Source organism: Rhizobium sp. YTUHZ044, from assembly GCF_051123975.1.
Classification (GTDB): Bacteria; Pseudomonadota; Alphaproteobacteria; order Rhizobiales; family Rhizobiaceae; genus Rhizobium.
Map to the genome: position 1 here is coordinate 1,913,222 of NZ_CP101426.1, position 25,153 is coordinate 1,938,374.

Below are 25,153 nucleotides of genomic sequence, written 5' to 3' on the forward strand. Positions count from 1 at the left end.
TCGCGGTTCCTGACTTTATAAGCAGCTGAGAGCATGGTGTCCTGAGCGGCACCATGCTCTCTCTGCTTTCCGACTGCAATTGCTTCAGTCGGCGCCTTGTCAGTGCGGCGTCGCGCTGATCAGATTGAGCGCCGATTTTGCCCCGTCGACGACGAATTGCGCCGCAAGCGCGGCGAGGATGACGCCGAGCAGCCGTGTCAGGATTGCCCGGCCGGTGACGCCAAGGAAACGGTCGAGCCGTTCGGCGACGAGCAGCATGACGAAGGTCAGCAGCAGATTGGCGGCAAGGACGCCGATCAGTTGCAACTTTCCGATCGAGGTCGCGAGCGTCCCGGCAAGCAGGATCGTCGCCGAGATCGCGCCGGGGCCGGCGATCAGCGGCAAGGCGAGGGGAAAGACGGCGACATTTTCGATATGATCCTTGGTGATCGCCACCTCGGTCGCCTTCTCCTTGCGGTCCTGCCGCTTCTCGAAGACCATTTCGAAGGCAATCAAGAAGAGCAGCAGCCCGCCGGCGATGCGGAAGGCCCCGATCGAGATGCCGAGCACGCCGAGCACGCCGGCGCCGAACAGCGCAAAGACCGCGAGGATGATGAAGGCGATCGTCGAACCGCGCAGCGCCACCTGCGTGCGCTGGGCTCTGCTCATGCCGGTTGTCAACCCCAGGAACAGCGGCGCCAGCCCTGGGGGATCGATGGTGACGAGAAGCGTCGTGAAGGCGTTGATCAATTGGTCGGCGCTTGCCATCGTCTCTCCCAAAGCCCATATGGGTGTGTGATTTACTGCGATTGTGAAGCGGGGATTTGGATTTGGCAAATGTGCCGCGGCGGCCTGCGGCGGATTTGTCCGGTCCGGCCGCACAACTCCGGTGCTTTACCCTTTTTCGGCCGCAAAAGCCTGTTCAAAACGCGCTCAGAAATTGGCGCGGGAACAGGCTTTCCGCTATAAATCTTCAAGTGATTCTAGAAGAGATCGTGATCTGTTTTGACTGAGCAAACACCCCCCGGCGGCGGGAAGCTCCCGCCAGGCATCGAGCCCATCTCCATCATGGAGGAAATGCAGCGGTCGTATCTCGATTACGCCATGAGCGTCATCGTCAGCCGCGCGTTGCCCGACGTGCGCGACGGCCTGAAGCCCGTCCACCGGCGCATCCTCTACGGCATGTCCGAGCTCGGCATCGACTGGAACAAGAAATACGTCAAATGCGCCCGCGTTACCGGCGACGTGATGGGTAAATACCATCCGCACGGCAACGCTGCGATCTATGATGCGCTCGCCCGCATGGCGCAGCCCTGGTCGCTCAGGCTGCCGCTGATCGACGGTCAGGGCAATTTCGGCTCCGTCGACGGCGATCCGCCGGCGGCCGAACGATACACCGAGTGCCGCCTGGAAAAGGCTGCTCATTCGCTGCTCGACGATCTCGACAAGGAAACCGTCGATTTCCGCGACAACTATGACGGCACGCTCTCTGAGCCGGTCGTGGTTCCCGCCAAGTTCCCGAACCTGCTCGTCAACGGCGCCGGCGGCATCGCCGTCGGCATGGCCACCAATATTCCGCCGCACAACCTCTCCGAAGTGATCGACGGCTGCATCGCGCTGATCAACGATCCGGCGATCGAGCTGCCGGAACTGATGCAGATCATTCCCGGCCCTGACTTCCCCACGGGCGCCAAGATCCTCGGCCGTGCCGGTATCCGCTCGGCCTACGAGACCGGCCGTGGCTCCGTCATCATGCGTGGCGTCGCCACCATCGAGCCGATGCGCGGCGACCGCGAGCAGATCATCATCACCGAAATTCCCTACCAGGTGAACAAGGCGACGATGATCGAGAAGATGGCCGAGTTGGTGCGTGAAAAGCGCATCGAGGGCATCTCCGACCTGCGCGACGAATCCGACCGCCAAGGCTATCGCGTCGTCATCGAATTGAAGCGCGACGCCAATGCCGAGGTCATCCTCAATCAGCTTTATCGCTACACGCCGCTGCAGACCTCCTTCGGCTGCAACATGGTGGCGCTGAACGGCGGCAAGCCGGAGCAGCTGACCCTGCTCGACATGCTGCGCGCCTTCGTCTCTTTCCGCGAGGAAGTCGTTAGCCGGAGAACGAAGTTCCTGCTGCGCAAGGCGCGCGAGCGCGCGCACGTCTTGGTTGGCCTCGCGATCGCCGTCGCCAATATCGACGAAGTCATCCGCGTCATTCGCCAGGCGCCCGATCCGCAGTCGGCCCGCGAAGAGCTGATGACGCGCCGCTGGCCGGCCGAAGATGTCGAAAGCCTGATCCGTCTGATCGACGATCCGCGCCACCGCATCAACGACGACCTCACCTACAACCTCTCCGAGGAGCAGGCGCGCGCCATTCTCGAGCTGCGCCTTGCCCGCCTGACTGCACTCGGCCGTGACGAAATCGGTGATGAACTCAATAAGATAGGCGAGGAAATCCGGGATTACCTCGATATTCTTTCCTCGCGTGTGCGCATCCAGACCATCGTCAAGGACGAACTGTCAGCCGTCCGCGACGAGTTCGGCACGCCACGCCGCACCGAGATCGTCGATGGCGGCCTCGAAATGGACGACGAGGATCTGATCGCCCGCGAGGATATGGTCGTCACCGTCTCGCATCTTGGTTACATCAAGCGCGTGCCGCTGACCACCTACCGTGCCCAGCGCCGCGGCGGCAAGGGCCGCTCCGGCATGACCACCCGCGACGAAGATTTCGTTAGCCGGCTATTCGTGGTCAACACCCATACGCCAGTCCTGTTCTTCTCCTCCCGCGGCATCGTCTATAAGGAGAAGGTCTGGCGACTGCCGATCGGCACGCCGACCTCGCGCGGCAAGGCGCTGATCAACATGCTGCCGCTCGAACCCGGCGAGCGCATCACCACCATCCTGCCCTTGCCCGAGGACGAGGCGAGCTGGGATAATCTCGACGTCATGTTCTCGACGACGCGCGGTACGGTTCGCCGCAACAAGCTGTCGGACTTCGTTCAGGTCAACCGCAACGGCAAGATCGCCATGAAGCTGGAAGAGGAGGGCGATGAAATCCTCTCCGTCGAGACTTGCACCGAGCGGGACGACGTTCTTTTGACCACGGCACTCGGCCAGTGCATCCGCTTCTCGGTCGACGATGTCCGCGTCTTTGCCGGCCGCAACTCGATCGGGGTGCGCGGCATCAATCTCGGCGAGGGCGACCGCATCATCTCGATGACGATCGTCGGCCATGTCGATGCCGAGCCATGGGAACGGGCCGCCTACCTCAAGCGCTCTGCCGCCGAACGCCGGGCGATAGGCGTTGATGAAGAGGATATCGCTCTCGTCGGAGAGGAGGTCACCGAGGAGGGACAGCTCTCCGACGAACGCTACGAGGAGCTGAAGGCACGCGAACAGTTCGTGCTCACCGTCTCCGAAAAGGGCTTCGGCAAGCGTTCGTCCTCTTACGATTTCCGTATCTCCGGCCGCGGCGGTAAGGGCATCCGCGCTACCGATACGTCGAAAACCGGCGAGATCGGCGAACTGGTTGCAGCCTTCCCGGTCGATGACGGCGATCAGATCATGCTCGTCTCTGATGGCGGTCAGCTCATCCGTGTGCCGGTCGGCGGCATCCGCATCGCCAGCCGCGCCACCAAGGGCGTCACCATCTTCTCGACGGCCAAGGACGAGAAGGTCGTCTCGGTCGAGCGCATCAGTGAGCCGGAGGAGGATGAGACGGAAGGGGCCGTCGAAGGCGCCGATGAGACGCCGGTCGCCGATGGTGATCCGGGCGGTGCTGCCGAAGAATAATCGAATGAACGGGGCGGCTTCGAGCCGCCCTTTTCTGTTAGAGCCCGGCTTTCAGGCTGAAGCATTCAGTTGGCTCACTCACTGGCCAAGAAAAAAAGCCGGACGCTGGGTGCATCCGGCTTTGAAAGCCCCAGGAGCGGAACGGTGCCGCTCATGGGAGGGAAAGAGAGGAATGTCAGAACGCGCTATGCTTTTCGTTCAGCGCCTTCACCTCTTCGCCTTCACGCCGCAGCGCTGATATCGTCGAGGCCACAGACACGATGAACATGACGCTGATGAGGGCGGTGAGCACTGTCAAGATCGTGAACATAGGCATTCCTTTCCTGGGGAGTTGCGTACTCGCTCCTCAGTACTGGCCCAGTACGGCCGTGCGAGCCGAAGCATAAGGGCCATAAACTTTGGAGGCATCGACCTTCTGGTCATAAAGAGCGACAGTTGCGGTGAGCATGCCCGTGACCATGACCATCCAGAGCACGTTAATCATCGTAATCTTGCCGGGCATTATTAGTCCTTCCTGCCGCGCTTTGACGCATTTCTGTGTCGGTTGAGTGAACGCATCCGTTTAAAAATGGTTCCGCCGGATGTTGAGCGGGTGTTTACCAATGGCGATCTGAAGCATCCTTGAATGTCTCGTTCATCTGGCGTTCAGATTCGAAATCCGATTTTTTCTCGCAGCCGACCCTCATTTCCGCGCAGGCGGCCTTGGGCGCGTACAATCGCCGCATGTTCGGCAAGCTCCGGCCGCACCCAGTTCACCTCGTAGCGATCGGCGAAGTAGCCATACGCCATCTCGGCGGCGAGGGAGAAAACAATGGCAAGCGCAACGAGCACGATCAGCATGGATTTCGATCTTTTGGGAGCGCCGGCTGCCGGAATGGCATCGGCTTTGTTGATGATCCGAGTTAAACAGATCCCGCCTGAAACGGCCTTGAATGGCATGTTCATCCGTTGTTCAGCCGAGCGGCGCGGCCGGGTAAATCACTTGCGACAAGTCCGCATCCGTGACAAAAGGCGTCAAACCAACGGCCGGGCCAGATGACGACAGCTTTTTATCCTGGGTCCTTCGACCCGATCACCAACGGACATGTGGATGTTCTGGTCCAGGCGCTGAACGTCGCCGAAAAAGTCATCGTCGCGATCGGCATCCATCCCGGCAAGGCGCCGCTCTTTTCTTTCGAAGAGCGAGCCGAGCTGATCCGCCTGTCGCTGGCCGAAGCCTTGCCCGGCAAGACCGGCGACATCACCGTCGTCGCCTTCGACAATCTGGTCGTCCATGCCGCCCGCGCCCATGGCGCCACACTTCTGATCCGCGGCCTTCGCGATGGCACGGATCTCGACTACGAAATGCAGATGGCCGGCATGAACAGAACGATGGCGCCAGATATCCAGACCATCTTTTTGCCGGCCGGCACGGCGTCGCGGCCCATTACCGCCACATTGGTCCGCCAGATCGCCGCCATGGGCGGCGATGTCAGCGCTTTCGTCCCGGCCGCGGTCTTGCAAGCCCTCACATCCAAGCGCCCAAACTAGCAAGCGCAAAGCCTAGGCGGATAACGCCGCAACGGAGCTCACATGAAACTCTTTTATCTCGCATTTGCCGGCGTGCTATATCTTGCCTCCTTCGCGGGGGATGCCTTGGCCCAGTCGGCCGATCATTATCTCACCATTCAGCTGAAGAACGGCCCGGTGGTGATCCAGCTGATGCCGGATGTGGCGCCGAAGCATGTCGACCAGATCGAGGCGCTCGCCAAGAAGGGCGAATATGACAACGTCGCCTTCCACCGCGTCATCGACGGCTTCATGGCCCAGACCGGCGACGTCAAATACGGCAACATGGAAAAGGGCTTCGATGCCAGCCTTGCCGGCACCGGCTCCTCCGACATGCCCGACATCCCGGCTGAATTCTCTAAGACCCCGTTCGTGCGCGGCACTGTCGGCATGGCTCGTTCGCAGGATCCGAATTCCGCCAATTCGCAGTTCTTCATCATGTTTGCCGACGGTTCTTTCCTGAACGGCCAGTATACCGTCGTCGGCAAGGTCGTTTCCGGCATGGAAAATGTCGACAAGATCAAGCGTGGCGAAGGCCAGAACGGCGAAGTCAAAAATCCCGACCGGATGATCAAGGTCACCCTGGGCAAGAAGTAAGTTACAAGAGAAACAAGAGGAGAAGACAATGGCCGAGATCAAGGATCCCGAAAACACCATCATTCTGGAAACCACCAAGGGCAAGGTTGTCATTCAGCTGCTGCCGCAGGTCGCTCCGGAGCACGTTGCCCGCATCAAGGAACTCGCCCGCGAGAAGGCCTATGACGGCGTCGTTTTCCACCGCGTCATTCAGGATTTCATGGCCCAGACTGGCGACGTCGAATATGGCAAGAAGGGTTCTGAAACCTTCAATCCCGGCCGAGCCGGCATGGGCGGCTCCTCCAAGCCGGACCTGAAGGCTGAATTCTCCGCGACCTCGCATGTTCGCGGCACCTGCTCGATGGCCCGTTCGCAGAACCCGAACTCGGCCAACTCGCAGTTCTTCATCTGCTTCACCGACGCGCCGTGGCTGAACAAGCAGTATTCCGTCTGGGGCCAAGTGATCGAAGGCATGGACAATGTCGACAAGATCAAGCGCGGCGAACCGGTCTCCGATCCGGACTCGATCGTCTCGATGCGGGTTGCCGCCGACGTCTGATTGTGATGTTTGCTGAAACCCGCCCTTGCGCGAGAGCGCGGGGCGGGTTTCGCTTTGCCTGAAAGTACACTTATGCGCGTTGACCTTTTCGATTTCGATCTGCCCGAGGAGCGCATCGCCCTGCGGCCCGCCGAGCCGCGTGACAGCGCACGGCTGCTCGTCGTGAATGCAAATGCGGCAAGCGCACTATCGGATCATCGTGTTTCCGATCTGCCGTCATTTCTGCGCGCCGGGGACGCGCTTGTCTTCAACGACACGAAGGTCATTCCCGCCCAGCTCGAGGGCATCCGTCATCGCGACGGCGCTGGCGGGCAGCAGGTCTCAGCGACGCTGCACATGCGCGTCGGTCCCAGCCGCTGGAAGGCCTTCGCCAAGCCGGGCAAGCGCATCAGGGAGGGCGATCGCATCGCCTTTGGCCACAGTGGCGAAAGCTGCATGATCGGCTCGCTCGATGCGACGGTGGAGGAAAAGGGCGAAGCCGGCGAAGTGACCCTCGCCTTCGATCTTTCCGGTCCGGCGCTCGACGAGGCGATTGGCGCCGTCGGCCATATTCCGCTGCCGCCCTATATCGCCGCCAAACGCCCCGAGGACGAGCGCGACCGCATCGACTACCAGACGATCTATGCCCGCGAGGAGGGCGCCGTTGCAGCCCCCACCGCCGGCCTGCACTTCACGCCTGGCCTGTTTGAGACCCTCGACAAGGCCGGTATCGAACGCCATTTCGTCACTCTGCATGTCGGCGCCGGAACTTTCCTGCCTGTGAAGGCTGACGATACCGCCGATCACAAGATGCATCTCGAAAGCGGTTACGTCAGCGCAGAAACTGCTGCCCGGCTGAACGCGGTAAAGCAAAGAGGCGGGCGTATCGTCTGTGTCGGCACCACCTCGCTGCGGCTGATCGAGAGCGCCGCCGAGGAAAGTGGAGAGATCAAGCCCTGGGCCGGCGCCACCGGGATCTTCATCACGCCCGGCTACCGTTTCAAGGCGGTCGACATGCTGATGACCAATTTCCACCTGCCGCGCTCGACCCTGTTCATGCTGGTCTCGGCCTTCGCCGGCTTCGAAACCATGCATGCGGCCTATGAACACGCTATTTCCATGGGCTACCGCTTCTACTCCTACGGCGACGCGAGCCTTCTTTTCCGGAAAGACTAGATGACAGAGAACTTCCAATTCACGCTCGAGAAGACCGATGCCGGCGCCCGTCTCGGTGAGATTTCCATGCCGCGCGGCGAAATCCGCACACCGGCCTTCATGCCGGTCGGGACGGTCGGAACCGTCAAGGCCATGTATCTCGACCAGGTGCGCGAGACCGGCGCTGACATCATTCTCGGCAATACCTATCACCTGATGCTGCGCCCGACAGCGGAGCGCGTCGCCCGCCTCGGCGGCCTGCACAAGCTGATCCGCTGGGAACATCCTATCCTGACGGATTCGGGCGGCTTCCAGGTCATGTCGCTGTCCGGCCTGCGCAAGCTCGACGAGCAGGGTGTCACCTTCAAGTCGCATGTCGACGGCAGCCTGCACCACATGTCGCCGGAGCGCTCGATCGAAATCCAGGGCCTGCTCGGCTCCGACATCCAGATGCAGCTCGACGAATGCGTGGCGCTGCCGGCCGAGCCGAAGGAGATCGAGCGCGCCATGGAAATGTCGCTGCGCTGGGCCGAGCGCTGCAAGGTGGCCTTCGGCGAGCAGCCCGGCAAGGCCATGTTCGGCATCGTCCAGGGCGGCGACATCCCGGCGCTGCGCGTCCGTTCGGCCGAGGAGCTGACCAAGCTCGACCTCAAGGGATACGCTGTCGGCGGTCTTGCCGTCGGCGAGCCGCAGGATGTAATGCTGCGGATGCTGGAAACGACGTTGCCCGTGCTTCCGGGTGAGAAGCCCCGTTACCTCATGGGCGTCGGCACGCCTGACGATATCCTCAAATCTGTCGCCCGTGGCATCGACATGTTCGACTGCGTCATGCCGACCCGCTCCGGCCGCCATGGCCTGGCCTTCACCCGCCGCGGCAAGGTCAATATCCGCAACGCCCGTCATGCCGAGGACATGCGTCCGCTCGACGAACAGTCGAACTGCCCGGCCTCGCGCGATTATTCCCGCGCCTATCTGCACCATCTCGTCCGCGCCAATGAGGCGCTCGGCGGCATGCTGCTCTCCTGGCACAATCTCGCCTATTACCAGGAACTGATGCAGGGCATCCGCAAGGCGATCGCCGAAGGCCGCTTCGCCGACTTCATGGCGGAGACCATGGAGGAATGGGCAAGGGGCGATCTCGACCCGGTTTGAGGCTAGCTCGCCCCCGCGGGAAGCTCAGATGCTGGTCTTGGCGCAGTCATTGTCTTGAGCTTTTTGCGCACTGGCTCGTCGAAGTGAATGGCGACGATGCCCGCCATGATGATAATCGCTATCACGACGACCATCCCAGCTGCCGGAGAGGCCGGGAGGTCAAAGCCCTTTTGCCGCAGTAAATGCAGCAACTCGAAGATGGGGGCGTGCAGTATATAAATCGGATAGGAAACGATCCCCAGCCAACGGAATGCCAGCCCGATTAGGCCGGTCTGCCTCGTGCGCATTGCGACCCAGACAATGGCCGGGAAAATCACGAAGCATACGAAAAGATCAAAATAGGGAAAACCGTAGAATGTGCTCGCGGGTATATTCGTGATCACAATCAGCAAACCACAGAGGAAAATGCCGATGGTATTGCCTCTATTGACCGCATTCGGCCTCCGAAGTTCGTGCAACCTGCGAAGGCAGATCCCGAGCGAGAACGAGAACAAAATTCTCGAGAAGCCAAATCCGAAATAGCCCGCCTGATGGCCAATGTCGAAATTGCCCCCAAGGGCACCGTACAAGGTGATACCCGCTGTTGCGAGGGCGATGGCGAGCAAGATTCTGGACGATAGTCGCACCAGAAGAACGGAAAACAGCACTCCGGCCCAGAGTTCGAAGAAGAGCGACCAACTAGGCCCGTTCAGAGGAAAGGCGCCGCCCGTGCCTGCGTTTGGAATGAACAGAACCGCCTTCAGAAGAAGTCCGGCCAGGGTGAGGCAATCGAAGCCGAATTGAATTCCATAGCTGACAAGGCCAACAGGCAGAGAAAGCAGATATACAGGATAAAGCCGAATGATACGCTGCAGCAGAAATCCTGCAGGCGAAATCTGTCCCGTTGCCAGTTGCCATTCGTACGAATTCGCAAGCACGACGCCGCTCAAAAGAAAGAAAAGGTCAACGGCAAGGTAGCTGATGTTGACAGGTATCGGACCAAGCGTGCCGCCAGTGTGTAGGAACATGACCACGATGGCCGCGATTCCTCGCAACGCTTCAAGTGCCGTGAAAAACTGCTTGCCTGTATTCAACCCGCCAATCCCCCGCTGACGGATTTTTACTCCAGCACGATTTCAAAATGGTTAGTGCAACGAATCCAAGTGCCGGGCAGTGTTTCATCCAGCCAAGAACAGCGCTTCAAATGCCTTTGCTGTCGGCATCCGGCATCATCTGCACGCCGTTGATCCGGTAGCTGCCGTCCGGCTGTCGGGTCATCTGATAGATCGCCGTCCAATCCCTGCCGTCGCGGCCCGATATCAGCACCTCGTGGTAGATCAGAGCGCCGTTATCGATCGAGCGGCTGCGGCCAAAGGCGTAATTGCCGGGATGATAGACCGGCTCGTAGCTCTTCTTCACCATGGCGAAGAACAGGTTCTTGTCGGGATACATCGCCTTAATGGCGGGAGCGGCGAAGGAATAGGCGGTCTCGGCATCCTCGTTGAGGAAGGCTTTGATCTGCTCCTCGATCATCGTCCGTGTCGTGTCGATCGGGTCTTCGGCGCGGGTTGAGACGGTGGAGACGAGGGACGCGGCACACAGGATGAGAACTGCGAAGAAGGCGCGCATGGATGATCTCCGGCTCTGTCGGAGAAAGATCCCCGACAGTGCGGAAGTGTAGGCGATTTCCGGCGCAATTCCAGCAAAACTGCGCAGCCGTGTTACGACCAGCGCCGGAACAGGGCGCTGGCATTGACGCCGCCGAAACCGAAGCCGTTGGTGATGGCATAGTCCATCGCCAGCGGCCGCGCCGTCTTGCCGACGATATCGATGCCGTCGGCGGCCGGATCGACTTCATTGAGGTTGCGGGTCGGCGGCGCGAGTTGATCGCGCAGCGCAAGAATGGTGAAGATTGCTTCCAACCCGCCGGCCGCGCCGAGCAGATGGCCGGTCGCCGACTTCGTCGCGCTGACGGCAATGGCGCCGTTGCGGCCGAAGACCGTGCCGATCGCAGCGATTTCGCCTTTGTCTCCGACCGGTGTCGACGTCGCGTGCGCATTGAGGTGCCGGACCTCCGAGGCCGGAATCTTCGCCTGCCTGAGTGCTGCCTCCATCGCCCGGCGCGCGCCATTGCCATCTTCTGGGCCTGCGGTCATGTGGTAGGCATCCGCCGCCGTGCCGTAGCCGACGAGTTCTGCAAGCGGTGTGGCCCCGCGGGCCAGCGCATGGTTCAGCGTTTCGATCACCAGGATGCCGGCGCCTTCGCCCATGACGAAACCGTCGCGCGCTGTGTCGAAGGGCCGCGAGGCCAGTTCCGGCGTCTCGTTGAAGCCGGTGGAAAGCGCACGCGCGGCGGCAAAGCCGCCGAGGCTTACCTTGTCGATGCAGGCCTCGGCACCGCCGCAGATCGCCACATCGGCTTCGCCGGAGCGGATCAACCGCGCCGCATCACCAATAGCCTGGACGCTGGCGGCACAGGCCGTCACCGGCGCGCCGAGCGGACCCTTGAACCCATAGCGGATGCTGACCTGGCCGGCGGCGAGGTTGACGAGGAAGGAGGGCACGGTGAAGGGCGATAGCCGCCGCACGCCTCGCGTCTCGCCGATCCGCACTGCTTCGGCGATCGCAGGAAAGCCGCCGACGCCCGAAGCGATGATCGTTGCGGTGCGTTCACGGCTGCCTTCATCGGTCGGCATCCAGCCTGCCTGCTTCACCGCCTCCTCCGTCGCCGCCATGGCGAACTGGATGAAGCGATCCATTTTTTTCTGGTCCTTCGGCGTGATGGAGCGGTCGGGGTCGAAACCAGCCTCGACATCCTCGATGAGGCCGGGGACGACACCGCCAACCTTGGCCGAAAGCTCGCCGACGACATCGGCCGGCAGCACCCTCAGACCGGAGGCGCCGTCGACGAGACGTTTCCAGGCAGGCTCGACGCCGGTGCCGAGGGGCGAGACAAGTCCCATGCCGGTGACAACGATGCGATCCATGGTATTTTCCTCTCTATGCGTCGATGCCGAGATACCAGGCGCGCATGCGGGCGATCCGCGCACGCACCTCGTCGTCGGCGGCTGGTCCAGCGAGCAGGCTGGTGTTTTGGGGCGTTACTTCTTCGCCGGTTCGTGCGTCCACAAGGACCGTCTCGCGCGCTTTGCCGGAGGCGGCGTCGCTGAGTAGAAAGGCGAGATCCTCTTCCGGAATGTGCCGACTTCCCCAGGAAAACAGCGCCATCAGCACCGGAAAGAAATCGCGCCCCTTTTCTGTCAGCAGATATTCGTAGCGGGCAGGGCGCTGCTGGTAGAGCCGTCGTTCGAACAGCCCTTCATCCGTCAGGTGTTTCAGCCGTCGCGTCAGGATGTTCGGGGCCACGCCGAGGCTTTTTTGGAAGTCGTCGAAGCGCGACAGCCCCTGGAAGGCGTCGCGCAGGATCAGGATGCTCCACCAGTCGCCGACGCTGTCCAGCGCGCGCGCCGCCGGGCATTTGAATTGGCTGAAACTTGTCCGCTGCATGGCAGATGTCAGTACAGGAGTGACTATCATCATGCAAGTAACATATGCGTAGGAAAGCTCTAGATGCCGTCACCTCCGAAGAAGCGGGCGAGCAGGATGCCGGTGACGAGCATGCCAGCCGCGGCGAAGATCGTATCGCCCGGAGTGCCGATATAGAGCGGCCCGATATTGGCAAAGAGCAGGAAGGCGATGAGGAAGTTCGCCCAGCCCCATATGACATTCACCGTCGGCGAACTTGGATTGGCGAACGGGGTGCGGAAGCGCCGGCCGCTGGCGCCGTTGACGAAATGCGGGATGCCGTTGACCAGAAAGGCCGCGGCGATGAAATGGGCGATGTAGGCGATCCAGGGCAAAGGGTTCTCCTGACCTGCGCGAGTGGCGTCACAGGAGAATGTGGCCGGGATCATCCGGCCGGCAAGAGGAGGTTATGGCCTTCCGCAGGCTGCTTAGACGAAGCCGAGCGGCAGTTTTTCCAGTTTTCTGTCGGCGCCGTAATCGCGTTCATGTGGGGAACGACGGCGGCCGTCACCGCGCGACGAAAGGTCGATGCGGTTTTCGGCGAAGATCCCGTCGGAATAGGTGCCGGTATCATGGCAATCGGCGTCGATCTTGGGAGCAAGGATTTTCAGGATCATCGAGGTTCCTCCACGGCGCAGCAACAACATGCGGAAAGGCCGCCTGGTTCCAATATAAACTCCGAATTATTAATAAATTAACCATAAAAGCCAGCCGAGTTTCAGCGGATCTGACCCTCGGCGCAGCATGCACAGCATGGAAATGGCGTCGTTGTGGAACTCCTGCTGCTGATCGCCGTTGGTTTGGCATGAACACAGGAGGCTCCCATGCAGTTGATTGATACGCGCGTGACACAGTCCGGCAACTTCTTCATTGTGGAATTCCTGGGCGAGGGAGGAGAGTCGATTGCCGTCAAAATCAACAATTCCCATGGCGAGCTCGACAGTTCGACGGCGCTCGACCACGCCAAGGTGATGATGGTTCAGCTGACCGCCTTTCCGGGCCGCAACGCGGACGGCAGCATCAACCGGTACGACGCCCTGAGCAACGGCAATTTTGACGAAGGCAGCAAGGGCCTCGTCGGCCAGCCGAGCGCGCGTTCCACCCACGATAGCGAAACGCTGGAAGAGGAGCTTAACGAAGGTCTCGAGGACACCTTTCCGGCAAGCGACCCCGTTTCGGCGACGGTATCGTCCATTCCCGCCAACGCGCCGCGGCATTGATCTCCATCCGATCCCGCAGGTTAGCCGGCTCCCGATGCGGGAGCGGCCTGCGCCTGTGTGACGGATTGACGTCAAAACTGAAAAACAGCTGAAAACCGCAGCTGTCTGATTGACATGGGAGCCCTCTAGAGAGGGGCCGAGAAGGGAGCGTCCAGGAGACGCTTCCGAGGTTCTCGGAGACGCGCGCGCCCCATGAAAATCATTCAGATCACCGACACGCATTTCAGCCCCGGCAAGCCGCATTTCAACGGCAACTGGGCACCACTTTTAAGCTGGATCGAAGAGACCGGCGCCGATCTGATCGTCCATACCGGTGATCTCACCGTCGACGGCGCCGACAAGGACGAGGACATCGTCTTCTCGATGGATCTCATGCGCCAGGTATCGATCCCGATGCTAATCGTTCCCGGCAATCACGATGTCGGCCACCTCAAGGGTTCGGACCAGCCCGTCAATGCCGAGCGGCTGGCCCGCTGGCGCAGCGTCGCCGGCCCCGATCGCTGGCTGGAAGATGGAGCCGGCTGGCGCTTCATCGGCTTGAACGCGCTGCTTCTCGGTCATGAGGACGATGAGGAGCAGGCGCAGTTCGAATGGCTCGAGCGGGCGCTTGCCGACAGGGCCGGGCGGCGCGTGGCCCTGTTCGCGCATAAGCCGCTGTTCGTGGATGCACCCGACGAAGGCGATACCGGCTATTGGAGCGTCCGGCCGGCTCAGCGCCAGCAGCTCTACGAGCTGATCGCCGCCCATGACGTGGCTCTTTTCGCCAGCGGCCACCTCCATTGGGCCTGGCAGGGCGGCTTCGGCAACACCCAGCTGACATGGGGGCCGTCGGCGGCCTTCATCATCGATAAGATGGAGCGGGAAATGCCGGGCGAGCGCCTGATCGGCGCCGTCGTCCACGAGTTCGATACGTCGGTCGCAAGCGCGATCGTCGCCGTGCCCGGCATGACCGCGCATGTGCTCGATGACGTCGTTCACGAGGTCTATCCCCAGGCGGTCAAGCAGCGGGAACCGGTGGAATGAGCGCGCTCTCGCTTCGCGGCATCACCAAGTCCTTCGCCGGTAACCAGATCCTGAATGGCGTCAGCCTCGATGTCGGCGGCGGCGAATTCATCGCGCTGGTGGGTCCTTCCGGCTGCGGCAAGAGCACGCTCCTGCGCGTGCTTGCCGGCCTCGACCACGCCAACGGGGGCGAGATCCTGATCGGCGGGAAAGATATGTCGGGCGTGGCAGCCGCCGACCGCAACATCGCCATGGTCTTTCAGTCCTACGCCCTCTATCCGCATCTGACGGCGTCGCAGAATATCGCCGTGCCGTTGGCGATGCGCCGCCTGTCGAACATGCAGCGGCTGCCCTTCATCGGTTCGTTGATGCCGAGCCAGCGCGCCATCCGCGCGGCGATCGCCCGCGACGTCAGGGAAATGGCGACATCACTCAAGATCGAACACCTGCTCGACCGCAAGCCCGGCCAGATGTCCGGCGGTCAGCGCCAGCGCGTGGCGCTCGCCCGCGCCATGGTGCGCCGGCCGAGCATCTTCCTGATGGACGAGCCGCTGTCCAACCTCGACGCCAACCTGCGCGTCCACGCCCGGGGCGAGATCGTCGACCTGCATCGCCGCGCCGGCGTGCCGACGCTCTACGTCACCCATGATCAGGCGGAAGCGCTGTCGATGGCGGATCGCGTCGCCGTGATGATGGGCGGCCGGTTGCTGCAGATCGCAAGCCCCGAGGTCATCTATGACGATCCCGCCCATGTCGAGGTCGCCCGTTTCATCGGCCAGCCGCGCATCAATCAACTGCCGGCGGAAGCCGAAGACGGTGTGGTTGCCTTTGGCGACCTGCGCCTGACGCTGGAAAACTCGCCCGCCGGCAAGATGCCGGTCACGCTCGCCATTCGCCCCGAGTTCGTCTCTCTCGACCGGAACCGCCAGGACGGGCTTGCCGCCCGGATCGAGCGCGTCGAGTTCCTGGGATCGGAGGTCATCCTCCATTGCCGTCTCGATGCGATCGGCGAGACCGTGATCGCCAAGGTTCAGCCGCCGGAGGCTGCAGGCCTCGCCGCCGGCGATCCGGTCGGGCTGCGGCTTGCCACAGGCCGGACGATGGCTTTCGCCAAGGATGGCAGCCGGCTGGCCGCTCGCGCGGAGGCCGGCAATGAGCTCGCCGCAGGCGATATCGCGCGGGAGAGGGCGCATGGCTAACGTCGTTTCCATGGGCGTAGTTGGCAATCCCGCCGTTGCACATCGGAGCAGCGAGGCCCGCATCGCCTGGATGCTGGTGCTGCCGGCGATCGTGCTGCTGTTCCTCTTCGTGCTTTTGCCGGTCGCGGCTGTCATCTTCCTCGGCTTTACCGATTTCGAACTCGGCTACGGCAAGTTCCGCTTCGTCGGCTTCGAGAATTACGCGCATTTGATCACCGACCGCACGTTCCGCAAGTCGCTCTGGAATACGACGGTCTATACGGCGATCGTCGCGCCCGTCTCGATCCTTCTCGGCCTCGGTATCGCCATGCTGATCGAGAGCGAGACGGCGGCGCGCAGCTTCTTCCGCACCGCTTATTTCCTGCCGGTCGCCTCACTGATCGTCGCTATGGCGACCGTCTGGCAATATATGTTTCATCCGACCATCGGACCCATCAACGCGCTTCTGGCATTGGCGGGATTGCCAGGGCCGAACTGGCTGGGCAGTTCCGGCACGGTGCTCTACAGCCTCTCGATCATCGGCGTCTGGCAGTCGGCCGGCTTCAACATGGTGTTGTTCCTGGCCGGGCTGACGGCGATCCCGCGCGAACTTTACGCGGCAGCCGAAGTGGACGGCGCCAAATCCGCCCTCGATCGCTTCCTGCTCGTCACCTGGCCAATGCTCGGGCCGACGACGCTCTTCGTCATCACGATCAGCATCACCAACGCGGTGAAGGTCTTCGAGACGGTCAAGACGCTGACGGAAGGCGGGCCGAACAAGGCGTCGGAGGTGCTGCTCTTTACCATCTACCAGGAAGGTTTCGTCTACCTGCGCGTCGGCTACGCCTCGGCGATGACCGTTGTCTTTCTCCTGATCCTCGTGGTGCTGATGTTCCTGCAGTTCCGCATCCTCGATCGGCGGGTGCATTACACATGACGCGCGCTTTTTCCCTCGGCCGGATCATCCGCCTGACGCTGCTTTCCCTGGGCGCGATCATCTTCCTTTCGCCCTACGTCTTCATGATTTCGGCGGCAGGCAAGGCGCAGAGCGATATTTTTACTTCGTCGCTGTCGTTGATCCCGGCGCACCTCACCTATGCGGAGAATTTTGCCAGGGCCCTGAGCCGGGTGCCGATGGCGCGGCTCCTGTGGAACGGCGTCGTCGTCTGTGGGCTGATCTTCTTCTTCCAGGTGCTGGTGGCGATCCCTTGCGCCTATGCGATGGCGAAGCTGCGCTTTGGGGCCGCCCGTGCCATGATAGTGCTGGTCATGCTCGGCCTGCTGGTGCCGATCCATGCGACCGCCTTGCCGCTCTATGTCGCCTTCGACCACGCCTCGCTGCTCAACGGCTACGCCGCCCTCGTTGCGCCCTTCACCATTTCGGTCTTCGCGATCTTCATGTTTCTGCAGTTCTTTCGCGCCATGCCGGATGATCTCATCCATGCTGCGCGTCTCGACGGCATGTCCGAGCTCGGCATCGTCGCTCGCGTCATCGTGCCGAATGCCTGGCCTGCAGTCACTGCCTTCGCCATCTTCTCGGTCGTCGCGCACTGGAATGACCTCTACTGGCCGCTGGTCGTCATCAGCAGGCAGGACTACGCCACGCCGCCGCTCGGGCTGATGTATTTTCGCGCCGCCGAAGCCGGCGACGACTACGGCGCGCTAATGGCCGCCACCCTCATGATTACCCTTCCCCTCGTCATCGCCTTCCTGCTTGCGCAGAAGCGTTTCGTCGAGGGCATCACCATGACCGGTCTCAAAGGCTGATCGGTTCAACTCAGGAGAACGAGCGATGAAACATATCACCCAGCTTCTCGCCGCAGCGGCCGTATCCCTGGCAATCGCGCTTCCGGCGCATGCCGAGACGACGCTGACGGTTCATTACCCGATGCCGGGCTTCTTCAAGGACGTGATGGACACGATCTCGAAGAAATTCATGGCTGAGAACCCCGACATCAAGATCCAGTTCGCCAGCCCGTCCGCGACCTATGAGGAAGGCATCCAGACGATCCTTCGTCAGGCCGGCACCAGCGAAATGCCCGACATCACCTTTATCGGCCTGAACCGCCTGCGCATGCTCGACGAGCGCGACGTCGCCATCGATCTCGGCCCGCTCGTCCAGAAGGACGGCAACATGGCCGAGCAGGGCTTCTCTGACACGATCCTCAAGCTCGCCCAGGTCAAGGGCAAGCAGGTCGGTCTCGCTTTCGCCACTTCCAACCCGATCATGTATTACAACGCCGATCTCGTGAAGGCGGCCGGCGGCAATCCCGATAATCCGCCGAAGACCTGGGACGAGGTCATCGCGCTCGGTGGTAAGATCAAAGCGCTCGGCAACGGCGTCGACGGCATCGATTTCCGCTGGCAGGGCGATGACTGGATGTTTTCCGCGCTCCTCTTCGGCGCCGGCGGCAAGATGCTGAGCGACGACGAAAGCAAGGTCGCCTTCAACGGTCCGGAGGGCAAGAAGGCCGTCGAAGTCCTGCATCGCCTCGTCACCGAAGGCGGCATGCCGGTTTTCACCAAGCCCGCCGGCGAACAGGCTTTCGCGGCCGGCAAGGTCGGTTTCGAATTCCAGACGACGGGCGCCTTGCGCAATACGATCAAGAACGTTGGTAACAAGTTCGATCTGCGCACCGCCAAGATCCCGCTGATCGATCCGCTAAGCGGCCGCTTGCCGACGGGCGGTAACGCCGTCGTCATCGTAACGCATGACGCCGCCAAGCAGGACGCCGCCTGGAAGTTCGCCAAATTCGCTGCCGGCCCTTACGGCGCCTCGGTCGTCGTGCCCGGCACCGGTTATGTCCCGAACAACGAGCTCGCCGCCAAGTCGCCCGAATATCTCGGCGATTTCTACAAGCAGAACCCGCTGTTCCAGGCTGGCCTCAGCCAGATGCCGGTGATGATCCCCTGGTATGCCTTCCCCGGCTCGAACGGCGTCAAGGTCACCCAGACGATCGTCGACAACCTCTCGCGCATCGTCGACCAGTCGGCCGAGCCGAAGGAAGCGCTCGACGACGCGGCCGCTGATGTCGAGGGCATGCTGCCGCGCAGCTGATCGCTTTTCCGATAAGGAAAGAGTTGGGCCGCTACGCCGAGCGCAGGGCGGCCCTTCTTGTTTTCAAGCGTCTCAGATGGGCCGCACCGTGCCGCCGCGGCGCAGCGTAAAGGCGACATCGAGATGGCGGGCAGGGGCGGCATTCTCCGCCATGTCGAGAAGCAGCGAGGCCGCCGTCGCCCCCATGCTGGCATCCGGCATTTCAATGGTCGTCAGCGGCGGATCGATCAGCCGGCCGATGGCGATGCCGTCGAAGCCGGCGACCGAAATATCCCCAGGCACCGAAAGCCCCTCACGCTTCAGCGCGCCAATGACGCCGAGCGCCAGAAGATCGTTGGAGGCGATGATCGCCGTCGGCGCAAGCGCGGTCATGATGGTGCTGAGATCGAGCTGGTCGTAACTGCCGACGAAGGGGATCTGCACGGCATCGAGTGGTGCCAGCCCGGCCTCGGCCAGCGCGTCGAGATAACCCTGGTAGCGAAGCCGCGCCCGGTCGGAGGCGGCGAAATTGCCGGAGAGGAAGAGAATGCGGCGATGGCCCCTGCCGATCAGGAAGGTGGCGATCTCCCGGCCGGCGCCGCGATTGTCGGCGGTGACCGCCGCCGGAAACTGTGCCGTCGGCCGGTTGTGGAGCAGCACGGTCGGCGGCAGCCTGGCAAGCAGCGCCTCGCTGGTCGACGGATCGCAAACAGTCAGGATCAGCCCTGTCGGTCGGTCGTTCAGCAGCGCCGCGACGGCATCGGCCTCGCGTGCCGGATCGTAATTCGACTGGGCGATCAACACGCCATGGCCGGCGACCAGCATGCGGTTCTGGATGCTTGACAGCGACGAGGCAAAGACCGGATTGGTGATGCTTGGAATTAAGACGCCGACCACCGGCCTGCGGCCGAGCCGTCCGGCCGCATGATAGCCGAGTTCTGCGGCGGCGCGGCGCACCCTGCGCACCATCAGATCGCTGGCTGGTCCGTTGCGGCTGAGAACTCTGCTTGCGGTCGCCAGCGAACATCCTGCCCGGAACGCGACCTGCTGCAATGTCGCCATCAAAAGCACCTCGCATCAATCCAATTCATTGCGGGGCGCTTTAAAGGGTTTCGATGACATTGATCTGACACTTCACTGCGGCGATCGGGGAGGGCGCCGGTCAGAGGCGGCGCCGCGCCGTTTCTCACCCCAAAGAAGCAATGCCAGGACACCGCTGAGCAGACCGAGAGATAGTGGCAGACCCTGAGGCCCGATCAGCTGCATCGCCAGTCCGGCCGCCGGCGAGCCCGCCATGCCGCCGATGCCCCATGCGAAGGCGAAGGCTGCATTGCCGGCGAGCAGGGTCCAGCCGTTGAAACGCTCGCCGAGCTCGATCAGCGATGTGGTGTAGAGCCCGAAGGAGACACCGCCCCAGACAAAAACCAGCGGCCAGACGAGCCAGGTGTTGAAGATGAACGCCAGCAGCAGGCAGCCGGTGAGGCAAGCCAGCACACAGAACAACATGGTCCGCGGCGCGCCGAACCGCTCGGCCGCCCGCCCGAGCAGGATCTGCAGTATGGCATTGCCGGCGACGAAACAAGTGATGAGCGAAGCGATACGCTCCTCGGCGCTGCCGAGTACCGTTCCATAAACGGTGAACAGGGAAAGCAGGATCTGCTCGAAGGCGGCGGCGGTGAAAACCGCAAACAGCAGCAGCGGCGCCAGCGCGAAGAAGCCGCCGACCGACGTTGCCTTGCCTTCGTCGGGCATGTCAGGCAGGTGTGGGGCAACGGCAAGCACGATCAGGCCGCAGGCAAGGAAGGCCGTGATGCCGATCGTGAAGGGGGGCCAGCCTTCCGTGCCGGCGAGGCCCAGGGATAGTGGGCCGATGCCGAAACCAGCCGAAACGATCGATGAATAGAGGCCGAGGATTCGGCCGCGGCGCGGTGCCGGCGTGATCGTGATCAGCCAGGTTTCGCTGATCACGTAGAGCGGATTGGCAAAGAAGCCGAGCAGGAAACGCAGCGGCATCCAGGCCCAGACCTGCTGGGTCCCGGCAATCGCGACCAGGGTAAGGGCAGCCAGGATCGAACAGAGGATGGCCAGCCGCGCCCCGCCTACGCCTCGCGAAAGCGCCGGAATGAGGGGCGCCGATATGATGAAACCCAGTGGCGTCATCGCTGCCGAGAGGCCGATCAGGCCTGATGTTATTCCCTGTCGCTCCAGGATGAAACTCAGCAGCGGGTAGGTCAGTCCCTGCGCCGCGGCAAACACCGTCACCGTCGCGATAATGCCGGCCATCGCAGTCCATGGAATCCGATCCTCCCTCTGTGATGTCGTGCTTGCGGTGGTCATGCAGATCTCCTCCTTGATCAATGGTGGGTCGAGCCCATGAGTTGAAAGAGGATGGAATTCTGCAGGATAGGGGGAGCGGCGTAATTAAGCCTCGCCAAAACGTTCTCAAAAACTTCCAAACGGACTATAGATCCGCTTTATGCAGGGATCGCGCTTTGCCTTTGGTCCGTTCGTGCTTGATCCGGATGCGGGAACGCTGCTTCGGAACGATGATCCCGTTGCCATCAGCCACCGCGGGCTGAAGCTGCTTGCGGCGCTCGTCGGGCGAACGGGAGAAATCCTCGCGAAGACCGATCTGATGGACGCGGCCTGGCAAGGCATGGCGGTCGAGGAAGGCAACCTCACCGTCCAGATCGCGCGGCTGCGCAAGCTGCTCGGCTCGTCCGCCGGCGGCGGTGAATGGATTGCAACGGTTCCGCGCGTCGGTTACCGCTTCACGGGAGCCGTGCATCGGCTGAGCGGCATGAGGCGAAAAACCTTGCCGCTGCCTGATAAACCGTCGATCGCCGTGCTGCCCTTCCTGAATATCGGCAACGATCCCGAACAGGAATCCTTCGCGGACGGGCTGACGGAAGACCTTATCACCGACCTCTCCAGGATGCCCGGGCTGTTCGTCATCGCCCGCAACTCGGTCTTCGCCTACAAGGGCCGAGCCACGCACGTGCGAGAAATCGCCGAGGAGCTCGGTGTGCGCTACCTGCTCGAGGGCAGCGCAAGGCGTGCCGCCGGGCGCGTGCGCATCAACGCCAAGCTGATCGACGCGGCGAGCGGCGATCATCTCTGGGCGGATCGCATCGATCGCAGCCTGGACGATATCTTCGCGGTTCAGGACGAGGTGACGGCCAGGATCGTCGAAGCGCTGCTCGGTCGGCTGCGCGCGCCGCCGCCGCGAAATCGGCCGAAGAACCTCGATGCCTACGACCTTTGCGTGCGGGCGCGCAAGCTGATGGACGATTCCCCGCAGGCAGCCGAGGAAGCGCATCTGATGCTGACGCGCGCTGTCAGCCTCGACCCGGACTATGCCGAGGCCTATCGCTGGCTTGCCATGAACCACTGGATGGGATGGGTCCATAGCGGCGGGCCGACGGAATCGAACCGCGACGCTGCTCTGGAACTGGCGCGTAAGGCTATTGCGATCGATCCGAACGATGCCGGCTGCCGTTGGGTTCTCGCCTATCTGCTTGCTTATGCACGCGATTTCGTCGAGGCGGATGCTCAATTCGCCAAGGCAATCGAACTCGATCCGAATGAGGCGGACACCTTTGCCGCATTATCCGATATCTCGGTCCTCGCCGGACGGATCGACGAGGGGCTGGAGCATATCGGCAAGGCATTCCGGCTGAACCCCTTTCCGGCAAGCTGGTATTATCTGGCGCTCGGCCAAGCGCAGTATGCGGCGGGGAAATACGAGGCCGCTATCGAGACGCTGCGGCGGGATGAGACCTATCGCACAAGCTCACGCCGGTTCCTGGCGGCCAGCCTGGCCCAGCTCGGCCGGCTCGACGAGGCGCGTGCCGAAGCCGAACTGTTCCTCGTCGCCAACCCCCATTTTTCAACCAGTCACTGGGCGACGATGGAGCCTTTCCGCGAGGCGGCTACGCTTGAGCATTTCGTCGATGGTTACCGCAAAGCTGGGCTCCCCTGACCGCATCTCGCGTACAAGCGGCATTCGAAGGCGCCGGGCGAGCCTTAGCGTCGGGCGGCTTCCGTATTTGATTTGAATCAAGGAAGTTTGCGACGAGCGGGCAGATGATTGCGCTGTCGTCACGGCTGCAACCGCGGCCGGTCGGAGGATCGTTCGATGGCAAACACTGTTCTTCATGCTCAACCTGCAAGTTCCCCGGCGATGCCGGGGCATGTCTCCGTGCCGGTGCTCGGCGCGACGCTCGCCGCTTTCGCCACCATCTCATTCCTGCTGTGCATGCTGCTCGGTTTCATCTCCCCGGAATGGGGTCTGCATAGGCCATGGCTGCAGTTCTACCTGGGGCTGACCGGTTTCGATGTTCGAAGCTTGGCGCTCGGCATCGTTCAAAGCCTTATCTTCGGCGGCTATGCGGGTGCGCTGATTGCCACTATCTTCAATTTCATCAGCCGACGTTTCGGCTGAGGGGGAACGGAGCCGGACAGATGGCCGCCGACCGCTGCTGTTTCGATTGGATGAGCGCATTGCAGGCCGTCCTGATCGCGCTGGCGCTTCTTTTCGTTCCGGCGTCCGGCTTGCAAGCGATGCAATGCCATGACGGTTCGGTTCATGACCCTTCGGTCCAAGAGCAGTTCGAACGCTCCCCCCTCCACAGCGATGCCCATACCTGGCGTCATACCGGCTCTCAAGCACCCGACCATAAAGCCTGCTGCTCCGCGCCATGCGGTTTTTGCATTGCCGCGGTCTTGATCGACCGTCTCGAAGCTCCGGCAGCCCAAAGTTCTTTTCTTCCTTTTGCGTGGCGCAATCAGACCGGCAGCGGCCTGGCGTCTCCTCCCACGCTAGGCCCTCCTCGTTTCCCAGTCTGAGGATGCCGGATTGCGCCTCGGCGCTATCCGGTCGTTCCGCGGGCCTCCTTGCGGACACCCAGACCAATGGTCGGCACCGCCGATCCGGATAAAGGACCAACTGCAATGAATCGCCGTAATTTCTTGAATGGTCTGATGGCCGGCGCTGCAGCGCTCGGCACATCGACCGGCCTTCGACCCCTCTGCGCCTTCGCGCAGCAGGCCGGACCCTCATCCGCACCACAGATGACACCTCATGCACTCTCGATCGGCTATCGAACCATTGAGGTGAAGGGCAAGTCCGCCCGCGTCTTCGGCCTCGTCCGACCGGACGGAACGCCGGGACTCGCGTTGGACGCCGGAACGGAATTCGACGTCATGCTGTCGAGCGCCATCGACCAGCCGACGCTGATCCACTGGCACGGTCTGACCCCGCCCTGGGCTGCAGATGGCGTCCCAGACAATCCGGCCGCACTGCTGAAGCCATCGGAAAGTCGCCACTACACCTTCCCGGTTGGCGCGGGCGGTACGCACTGGATGCACGCCCATACGCTACAGGAGCAGAACCTGCTCGCGGCTCCGCTGATCGTGCAGGCGGCAGATGACAAGCTGCGCGACGAACAGGAGGTGATCGTGCTGCTCCACGATTTCTCGTTTCTGTCGGCGGAGGAATTGCTGGCAAAGCTGAAAGGGAACGGCGCCTCCGGCGGCATGCCGGCTCACCTCGGCTCGATGCAAGGTATGGCCGGCATGCAGCATATGGTGTCCGGCGACAACATGGCGGGCATGGCGACGCCGGCAATGGCCATGGATGTCAACGACATCGACTATGACGCCTATCTCGCCAACGACCAAACGCTCGACGATCCCGAGATCGTAAAGGTCGAGAAAGGCGGCCGAATCCGCCTGCGCATCATCAACGGCGCCACCGCCACCGCATTCACCATCGACACGGGCAGCCTCTCCGGGGAACTGTTTGCCGTCGACGGGCAGGGCGTGCAGCCGGTCGCCGGGACGTCCTTCCCGGTGTCGATGGGACAGCGCCTCGACATTCGCCTCAGCATTCCGAAGGATGGCGGCGCGTTTCCCGTCCTTGCTCTGCGCGAAGGAGCATTGGAACGCACAGGCGTGATCCTTGCCACGGCTGGCGCGGACGTTCGTAGGGTCGCGGACGCGGGTGACGCCAAGGGGCCAGTCCTCGGGCTCGGTCTGGAACAGCGACTACTTTCCCTCAGACCGCTGGCTGCTCGCGCCACAGACCGCCTCTTCAAGCTGTCGCTGGGCGGCGACATGGCCTCCTACGCCTGGGGCATCGACGGCACGGACGGTCTGGTGGTCAAACGCGGCGAGCGGATCGAGATCGCCATCACCAATTCCTCGATGATGGCGCATCCGATGCACCTGCACGGGCATCATTTCCAGGTGGTCGGCATCAACGGAACCCCCGTCGCCGGCGCGGTCAGGGACACGGTTCTGCTGCCGCCGATGGCGAGCGTCGTCCTGGCGTTCGACGCCGACAATCCCGGCCGCTGGCCGCTGCACTGCCATCACCTCTACCACATGGCGTCGGGCATGATGGCCTTCGTCACCTACGACGGCATCGGTTGACGCGGCTCCGAGAACCGCGAAGCCTCCTGCGAAT

28 protein-coding genes are annotated in these 25,153 nt (G+C 62.3%); 16 read left to right on the forward strand and 12 right to left on the reverse strand.

The window, feature by feature from the left end; all coding sequences use genetic code 11:
- Nucleotides 1–99: 99 nt before the first annotated feature.
- Complete coding sequence (locus NL154_RS09510) at nt 100–747, reverse strand: MarC family protein (RefSeq protein ID WP_434733954.1); 648 nt, start codon at nt 745–747, stop codon at nt 100–102.
- Between the two features lie 237 nt (nt 748–984).
- Between NL154_RS09510 and gyrA the strand changes: the two genes are divergently transcribed.
- A complete protein-coding gene (gyrA, locus tag NL154_RS09515; RefSeq protein WP_221146608.1) occupies nt 985–3,774 on the forward strand; it encodes a DNA gyrase subunit A in 2,790 nt (929 codons plus the stop codon).
- Between the two features lie 175 nt (nt 3,775–3,949).
- Here gyrA and NL154_RS09520 read toward each other — a convergent pair whose 3' ends face one another.
- The 3 genes from NL154_RS09520 to NL154_RS09530 all read right to left on the reverse strand — a co-directional run bounded on the left by NL154_RS09520 (nt 3,950) and on the right by NL154_RS09530 (nt 4,719).
- Nucleotides 3,950–4,084 (reverse strand): hypothetical protein, encoded by a 135-nt coding sequence (locus NL154_RS09520; protein WP_010056528.1) that lies wholly within the window; start codon nt 4,082–4,084, stop codon nt 3,950–3,952.
- Between the two features lie 36 nt (nt 4,085–4,120).
- Entirely contained in the window at nt 4,121–4,276 is a 156-nt protein-coding gene (locus NL154_RS09525) for a hypothetical protein (protein WP_210631367.1), read from the reverse strand.
- A gap of 143 nt (nt 4,277–4,419) precedes the next feature.
- A complete protein-coding gene (locus tag NL154_RS09530; protein ID WP_210631366.1) occupies nt 4,420–4,719 on the reverse strand; it encodes a hypothetical protein in 300 nt (99 codons plus the stop codon).
- A gap of 90 nt (nt 4,720–4,809) precedes the next feature.
- On the opposite strand from NL154_RS09530, the gene coaD reads away from it, so the two are divergent.
- From coaD to tgt, 5 genes are all read left to right on the forward strand, one after another.
- The gene (coaD, locus tag NL154_RS09535) at nt 4,810–5,304 is read left to right on the forward strand and encodes a pantetheine-phosphate adenylyltransferase (RefSeq protein WP_210631365.1); all 495 of its coding nucleotides are present in this window, start codon (nt 4,810–4,812) and stop codon (nt 5,302–5,304) included.
- Nucleotides 5,305–5,346: 42 nt separating this feature from the next.
- Nucleotides 5,347–5,919 (forward strand): peptidylprolyl isomerase, encoded by a 573-nt coding sequence (locus NL154_RS09540; RefSeq protein ID WP_210631364.1) that lies wholly within the window; start codon nt 5,347–5,349, stop codon nt 5,917–5,919.
- Nucleotides 5,920–5,947: 28 nt separating this feature from the next.
- Entirely contained in the window at nt 5,948–6,457 is a 510-nt protein-coding gene (locus tag NL154_RS09545; RefSeq protein ID WP_010029525.1) for a peptidylprolyl isomerase, read from the forward strand.
- A 72-nt stretch (nt 6,458–6,529) separates the two neighbouring features.
- Nucleotides 6,530–7,612 (forward strand): tRNA preQ1(34) S-adenosylmethionine ribosyltransferase-isomerase QueA, encoded by a 1,083-nt coding sequence (queA, locus tag NL154_RS09550; RefSeq protein WP_210631363.1) that lies wholly within the window; start codon nt 6,530–6,532, stop codon nt 7,610–7,612.
- Complete coding sequence (gene tgt, locus NL154_RS09555) at nt 7,613–8,743, forward strand: tRNA guanosine(34) transglycosylase Tgt (protein WP_221146610.1); 1,131 nt, start codon at nt 7,613–7,615, stop codon at nt 8,741–8,743.
- A 2-nt stretch (nt 8,744–8,745) separates the two neighbouring features.
- On the opposite strand, the gene NL154_RS09560 is transcribed toward tgt, so the two are convergent.
- From NL154_RS09560 to NL154_RS09585, 6 genes are all read right to left on the reverse strand, one after another.
- The gene (locus NL154_RS09560; protein WP_434733955.1) at nt 8,746–9,816 is read right to left on the reverse strand and encodes an acyltransferase family protein; all 1,071 of its coding nucleotides are present in this window, start codon (nt 9,814–9,816) and stop codon (nt 8,746–8,748) included.
- 106 nt (nt 9,817–9,922) lie between these two features.
- Complete coding sequence (locus NL154_RS09565) at nt 9,923–10,351, reverse strand: DUF4864 domain-containing protein (protein WP_210631360.1); 429 nt, start codon at nt 10,349–10,351, stop codon at nt 9,923–9,925.
- 92 nt (nt 10,352–10,443) lie between these two features.
- The gene (gene fabF / locus NL154_RS09570; protein ID WP_210631359.1) at nt 10,444–11,709 is read right to left on the reverse strand and encodes a beta-ketoacyl-ACP synthase II; all 1,266 of its coding nucleotides are present in this window, start codon (nt 11,707–11,709) and stop codon (nt 10,444–10,446) included.
- Between the two features lie 13 nt (nt 11,710–11,722).
- Nucleotides 11,723–12,229, reverse strand: coding sequence for a winged helix-turn-helix transcriptional regulator (locus NL154_RS09575; protein ID WP_210631358.1), 507 nt, complete (start codon nt 12,227–12,229; stop codon nt 11,723–11,725).
- A 59-nt stretch (nt 12,230–12,288) separates the two neighbouring features.
- Complete coding sequence (locus tag NL154_RS09580; RefSeq protein ID WP_210631357.1) at nt 12,289–12,582, reverse strand: hypothetical protein; 294 nt, start codon at nt 12,580–12,582, stop codon at nt 12,289–12,291.
- 93 nt (nt 12,583–12,675) lie between these two features.
- Nucleotides 12,676–12,864, reverse strand: a complete 189-nt coding sequence (locus tag NL154_RS09585) for a hypothetical protein (RefSeq protein ID WP_221146612.1) — start codon at nt 12,862–12,864, stop codon at nt 12,676–12,678.
- A gap of 207 nt (nt 12,865–13,071) precedes the next feature.
- On the opposite strand from NL154_RS09585, the gene NL154_RS09590 reads away from it, so the two are divergent.
- The 6 genes from NL154_RS09590 (at nt 13,072) to NL154_RS09615 (ending at nt 18,705) form a co-directional block, all read left to right on the forward strand.
- The gene (locus NL154_RS09590; RefSeq protein ID WP_210631355.1) at nt 13,072–13,467 is read left to right on the forward strand and encodes a hypothetical protein; all 396 of its coding nucleotides are present in this window, start codon (nt 13,072–13,074) and stop codon (nt 13,465–13,467) included.
- Between the two features lie 192 nt (nt 13,468–13,659).
- Nucleotides 13,660–14,490 carry a metallophosphoesterase family protein gene (locus tag NL154_RS09595; protein WP_221146613.1) on the forward strand — a complete coding sequence of 277 codons (831 nt, stop codon included), beginning with the start codon at nt 13,660–13,662 and terminating at the stop codon, nt 14,488–14,490.
- Nucleotides 14,487–15,668: an ABC transporter ATP-binding protein gene (locus NL154_RS09600; RefSeq protein ID WP_210631353.1), complete on the forward strand. Its 1,182-nt coding sequence runs from the start codon at nt 14,487–14,489 to the stop codon at nt 15,666–15,668. Before NL154_RS09595 ends, NL154_RS09600 begins: the two co-directional genes overlap by 4 nt.
- Nucleotides 15,661–16,584 (forward strand): carbohydrate ABC transporter permease, encoded by a 924-nt coding sequence (locus NL154_RS09605; protein ID WP_210631352.1) that lies wholly within the window; start codon nt 15,661–15,663, stop codon nt 16,582–16,584. The genes NL154_RS09600 and NL154_RS09605 overlap by 8 nt, the downstream gene beginning before the upstream one ends.
- The gene (locus NL154_RS09610) at nt 16,581–17,414 is read left to right on the forward strand and encodes a carbohydrate ABC transporter permease (protein ID WP_221146614.1); all 834 of its coding nucleotides are present in this window, start codon (nt 16,581–16,583) and stop codon (nt 17,412–17,414) included. The genes NL154_RS09605 and NL154_RS09610 overlap by 4 nt, the downstream gene beginning before the upstream one ends.
- Nucleotides 17,415–17,439: 25 nt before the next feature.
- Nucleotides 17,440–18,705, forward strand: a complete 1,266-nt coding sequence (locus tag NL154_RS09615) for an ABC transporter substrate-binding protein (RefSeq protein ID WP_434733956.1) — start codon at nt 17,440–17,442, stop codon at nt 18,703–18,705.
- Between the two features lie 72 nt (nt 18,706–18,777).
- On the opposite strand, the gene NL154_RS09620 is transcribed toward NL154_RS09615, so the two are convergent.
- Both NL154_RS09620 and NL154_RS09625 read right to left on the reverse strand, forming a co-directional pair.
- A complete protein-coding gene (locus NL154_RS09620; protein ID WP_221146616.1) occupies nt 18,778–19,746 on the reverse strand; it encodes a substrate-binding domain-containing protein in 969 nt (322 codons plus the stop codon).
- 72 nt (nt 19,747–19,818) lie between these two features.
- The gene (locus NL154_RS09625) at nt 19,819–21,021 is read right to left on the reverse strand and encodes an MFS transporter (protein ID WP_434733957.1); all 1,203 of its coding nucleotides are present in this window, start codon (nt 21,019–21,021) and stop codon (nt 19,819–19,821) included.
- 139 nt (nt 21,022–21,160) lie between these two features.
- On the opposite strand from NL154_RS09625, the gene NL154_RS09630 reads away from it, so the two are divergent.
- From NL154_RS09630 to NL154_RS09645, 4 genes are all read left to right on the forward strand, one after another.
- Entirely contained in the window at nt 21,161–22,666 is a 1,506-nt protein-coding gene (locus tag NL154_RS09630) for a winged helix-turn-helix domain-containing tetratricopeptide repeat protein (protein ID WP_210631348.1), read from the forward strand.
- A 156-nt stretch (nt 22,667–22,822) separates the two neighbouring features.
- A complete protein-coding gene (locus tag NL154_RS09635; RefSeq protein WP_434733958.1) occupies nt 22,823–23,128 on the forward strand; it encodes a hypothetical protein in 306 nt (101 codons plus the stop codon).
- A gap of 20 nt (nt 23,129–23,148) precedes the next feature.
- Nucleotides 23,149–23,532, forward strand: coding sequence for a hypothetical protein (locus NL154_RS09640; protein WP_210631346.1), 384 nt, complete (start codon nt 23,149–23,151; stop codon nt 23,530–23,532).
- Nucleotides 23,533–23,637: 105 nt separating this feature from the next.
- On the forward strand, nt 23,638–25,119 hold the full coding sequence (locus tag NL154_RS09645; protein WP_434733959.1) for a multicopper oxidase family protein: 1,482 nt from the start codon (nt 23,638–23,640) through the stop codon (nt 25,117–25,119).
- Nucleotides 25,120–25,153 lie beyond the last annotated feature (34 nt).

Excerpts from the sequence above, each read along its gene's own strand:
- NL154_RS09610 (WP_221146614.1), top strand. The coding sequence starts at position 16,581 with ATGACGCGCGCTTTTTCCCTCGGCCGGATCATCCGCCTGACGCTGCTT.
- NL154_RS09630 (WP_210631348.1), top strand. The coding sequence starts at position 21,161 with ATGCAGGGATCGCGCTTTGCCTTTGGTCCGTTCGTGCTTGATCCGGAT.
- queA (WP_210631363.1), top strand. The coding sequence starts at position 6,530 with ATGCGCGTTGACCTTTTCGATTTCGATCTGCCCGAGGAGCGCATCGCC.
- NL154_RS09575 (WP_210631358.1), bottom strand. The coding sequence starts at position 12,229 with ATGCAGCGGACAAGTTTCAGCCAATTCAAATGCCCGGCGGCGCGCGCG.
- NL154_RS09615 (WP_434733956.1), top strand. The coding sequence starts at position 17,440 with ATGAAACATATCACCCAGCTTCTCGCCGCAGCGGCCGTATCCCTGGCA.
- NL154_RS09600 (WP_210631353.1), top strand. The coding sequence starts at position 14,487 with ATGAGCGCGCTCTCGCTTCGCGGCATCACCAAGTCCTTCGCCGGTAAC.
- tgt (WP_221146610.1), top strand. The coding sequence starts at position 7,613 with ATGACAGAGAACTTCCAATTCACGCTCGAGAAGACCGATGCCGGCGCC.
- NL154_RS09565 (WP_210631360.1), bottom strand. The coding sequence starts at position 10,351 with ATGCGCGCCTTCTTCGCAGTTCTCATCCTGTGTGCCGCGTCCCTCGTC.
- fabF (WP_210631359.1), bottom strand. The coding sequence starts at position 11,709 with ATGGATCGCATCGTTGTCACCGGCATGGGACTTGTCTCGCCCCTCGGC.
- NL154_RS09605 (WP_210631352.1), top strand. The coding sequence starts at position 15,661 with ATGGCTAACGTCGTTTCCATGGGCGTAGTTGGCAATCCCGCCGTTGCA.
- NL154_RS09585 (WP_221146612.1), bottom strand. The coding sequence starts at position 12,864 with ATGATCCTGAAAATCCTTGCTCCCAAGATCGACGCCGATTGCCATGAT.
- NL154_RS09645 (WP_434733959.1), top strand. The coding sequence starts at position 23,638 with ATGAATCGCCGTAATTTCTTGAATGGTCTGATGGCCGGCGCTGCAGCG.
- NL154_RS09520 (WP_010056528.1), bottom strand. The coding sequence starts at position 4,084 with ATGTTCACGATCTTGACAGTGCTCACCGCCCTCATCAGCGTCATGTTC.
- NL154_RS09590 (WP_210631355.1), top strand. The coding sequence starts at position 13,072 with ATGCAGTTGATTGATACGCGCGTGACACAGTCCGGCAACTTCTTCATT.
- NL154_RS09625 (WP_434733957.1), bottom strand. The coding sequence starts at position 21,021 with ATGACCACCGCAAGCACGACATCACAGAGGGAGGATCGGATTCCATGG.
- NL154_RS09620 (WP_221146616.1), bottom strand. The coding sequence starts at position 19,746 with ATGGCGACATTGCAGCAGGTCGCGTTCCGGGCAGGATGTTCGCTGGCG.
- NL154_RS09595 (WP_221146613.1), top strand. The coding sequence starts at position 13,660 with ATGAAAATCATTCAGATCACCGACACGCATTTCAGCCCCGGCAAGCCG.
- NL154_RS09510 (WP_434733954.1), bottom strand. The coding sequence starts at position 747 with ATGGCAAGCGCCGACCAATTGATCAACGCCTTCACGACGCTTCTCGTC.
- NL154_RS09525 (WP_210631367.1), bottom strand. The coding sequence starts at position 4,276 with ATGCCCGGCAAGATTACGATGATTAACGTGCTCTGGATGGTCATGGTC.
- NL154_RS09635 (WP_434733958.1), top strand. The coding sequence starts at position 22,823 with ATGGCAAACACTGTTCTTCATGCTCAACCTGCAAGTTCCCCGGCGATG.
- NL154_RS09640 (WP_210631346.1), top strand. The coding sequence starts at position 23,149 with ATGGCCGCCGACCGCTGCTGTTTCGATTGGATGAGCGCATTGCAGGCC.
- NL154_RS09545 (WP_010029525.1), top strand. The coding sequence starts at position 5,948 with ATGGCCGAGATCAAGGATCCCGAAAACACCATCATTCTGGAAACCACC.
- NL154_RS09530 (WP_210631366.1), bottom strand. The coding sequence starts at position 4,719 with ATGAACATGCCATTCAAGGCCGTTTCAGGCGGGATCTGTTTAACTCGG.
- NL154_RS09540 (WP_210631364.1), top strand. The coding sequence starts at position 5,347 with ATGAAACTCTTTTATCTCGCATTTGCCGGCGTGCTATATCTTGCCTCC.
- coaD (WP_210631365.1), top strand. The coding sequence starts at position 4,810 with ATGACGACAGCTTTTTATCCTGGGTCCTTCGACCCGATCACCAACGGA.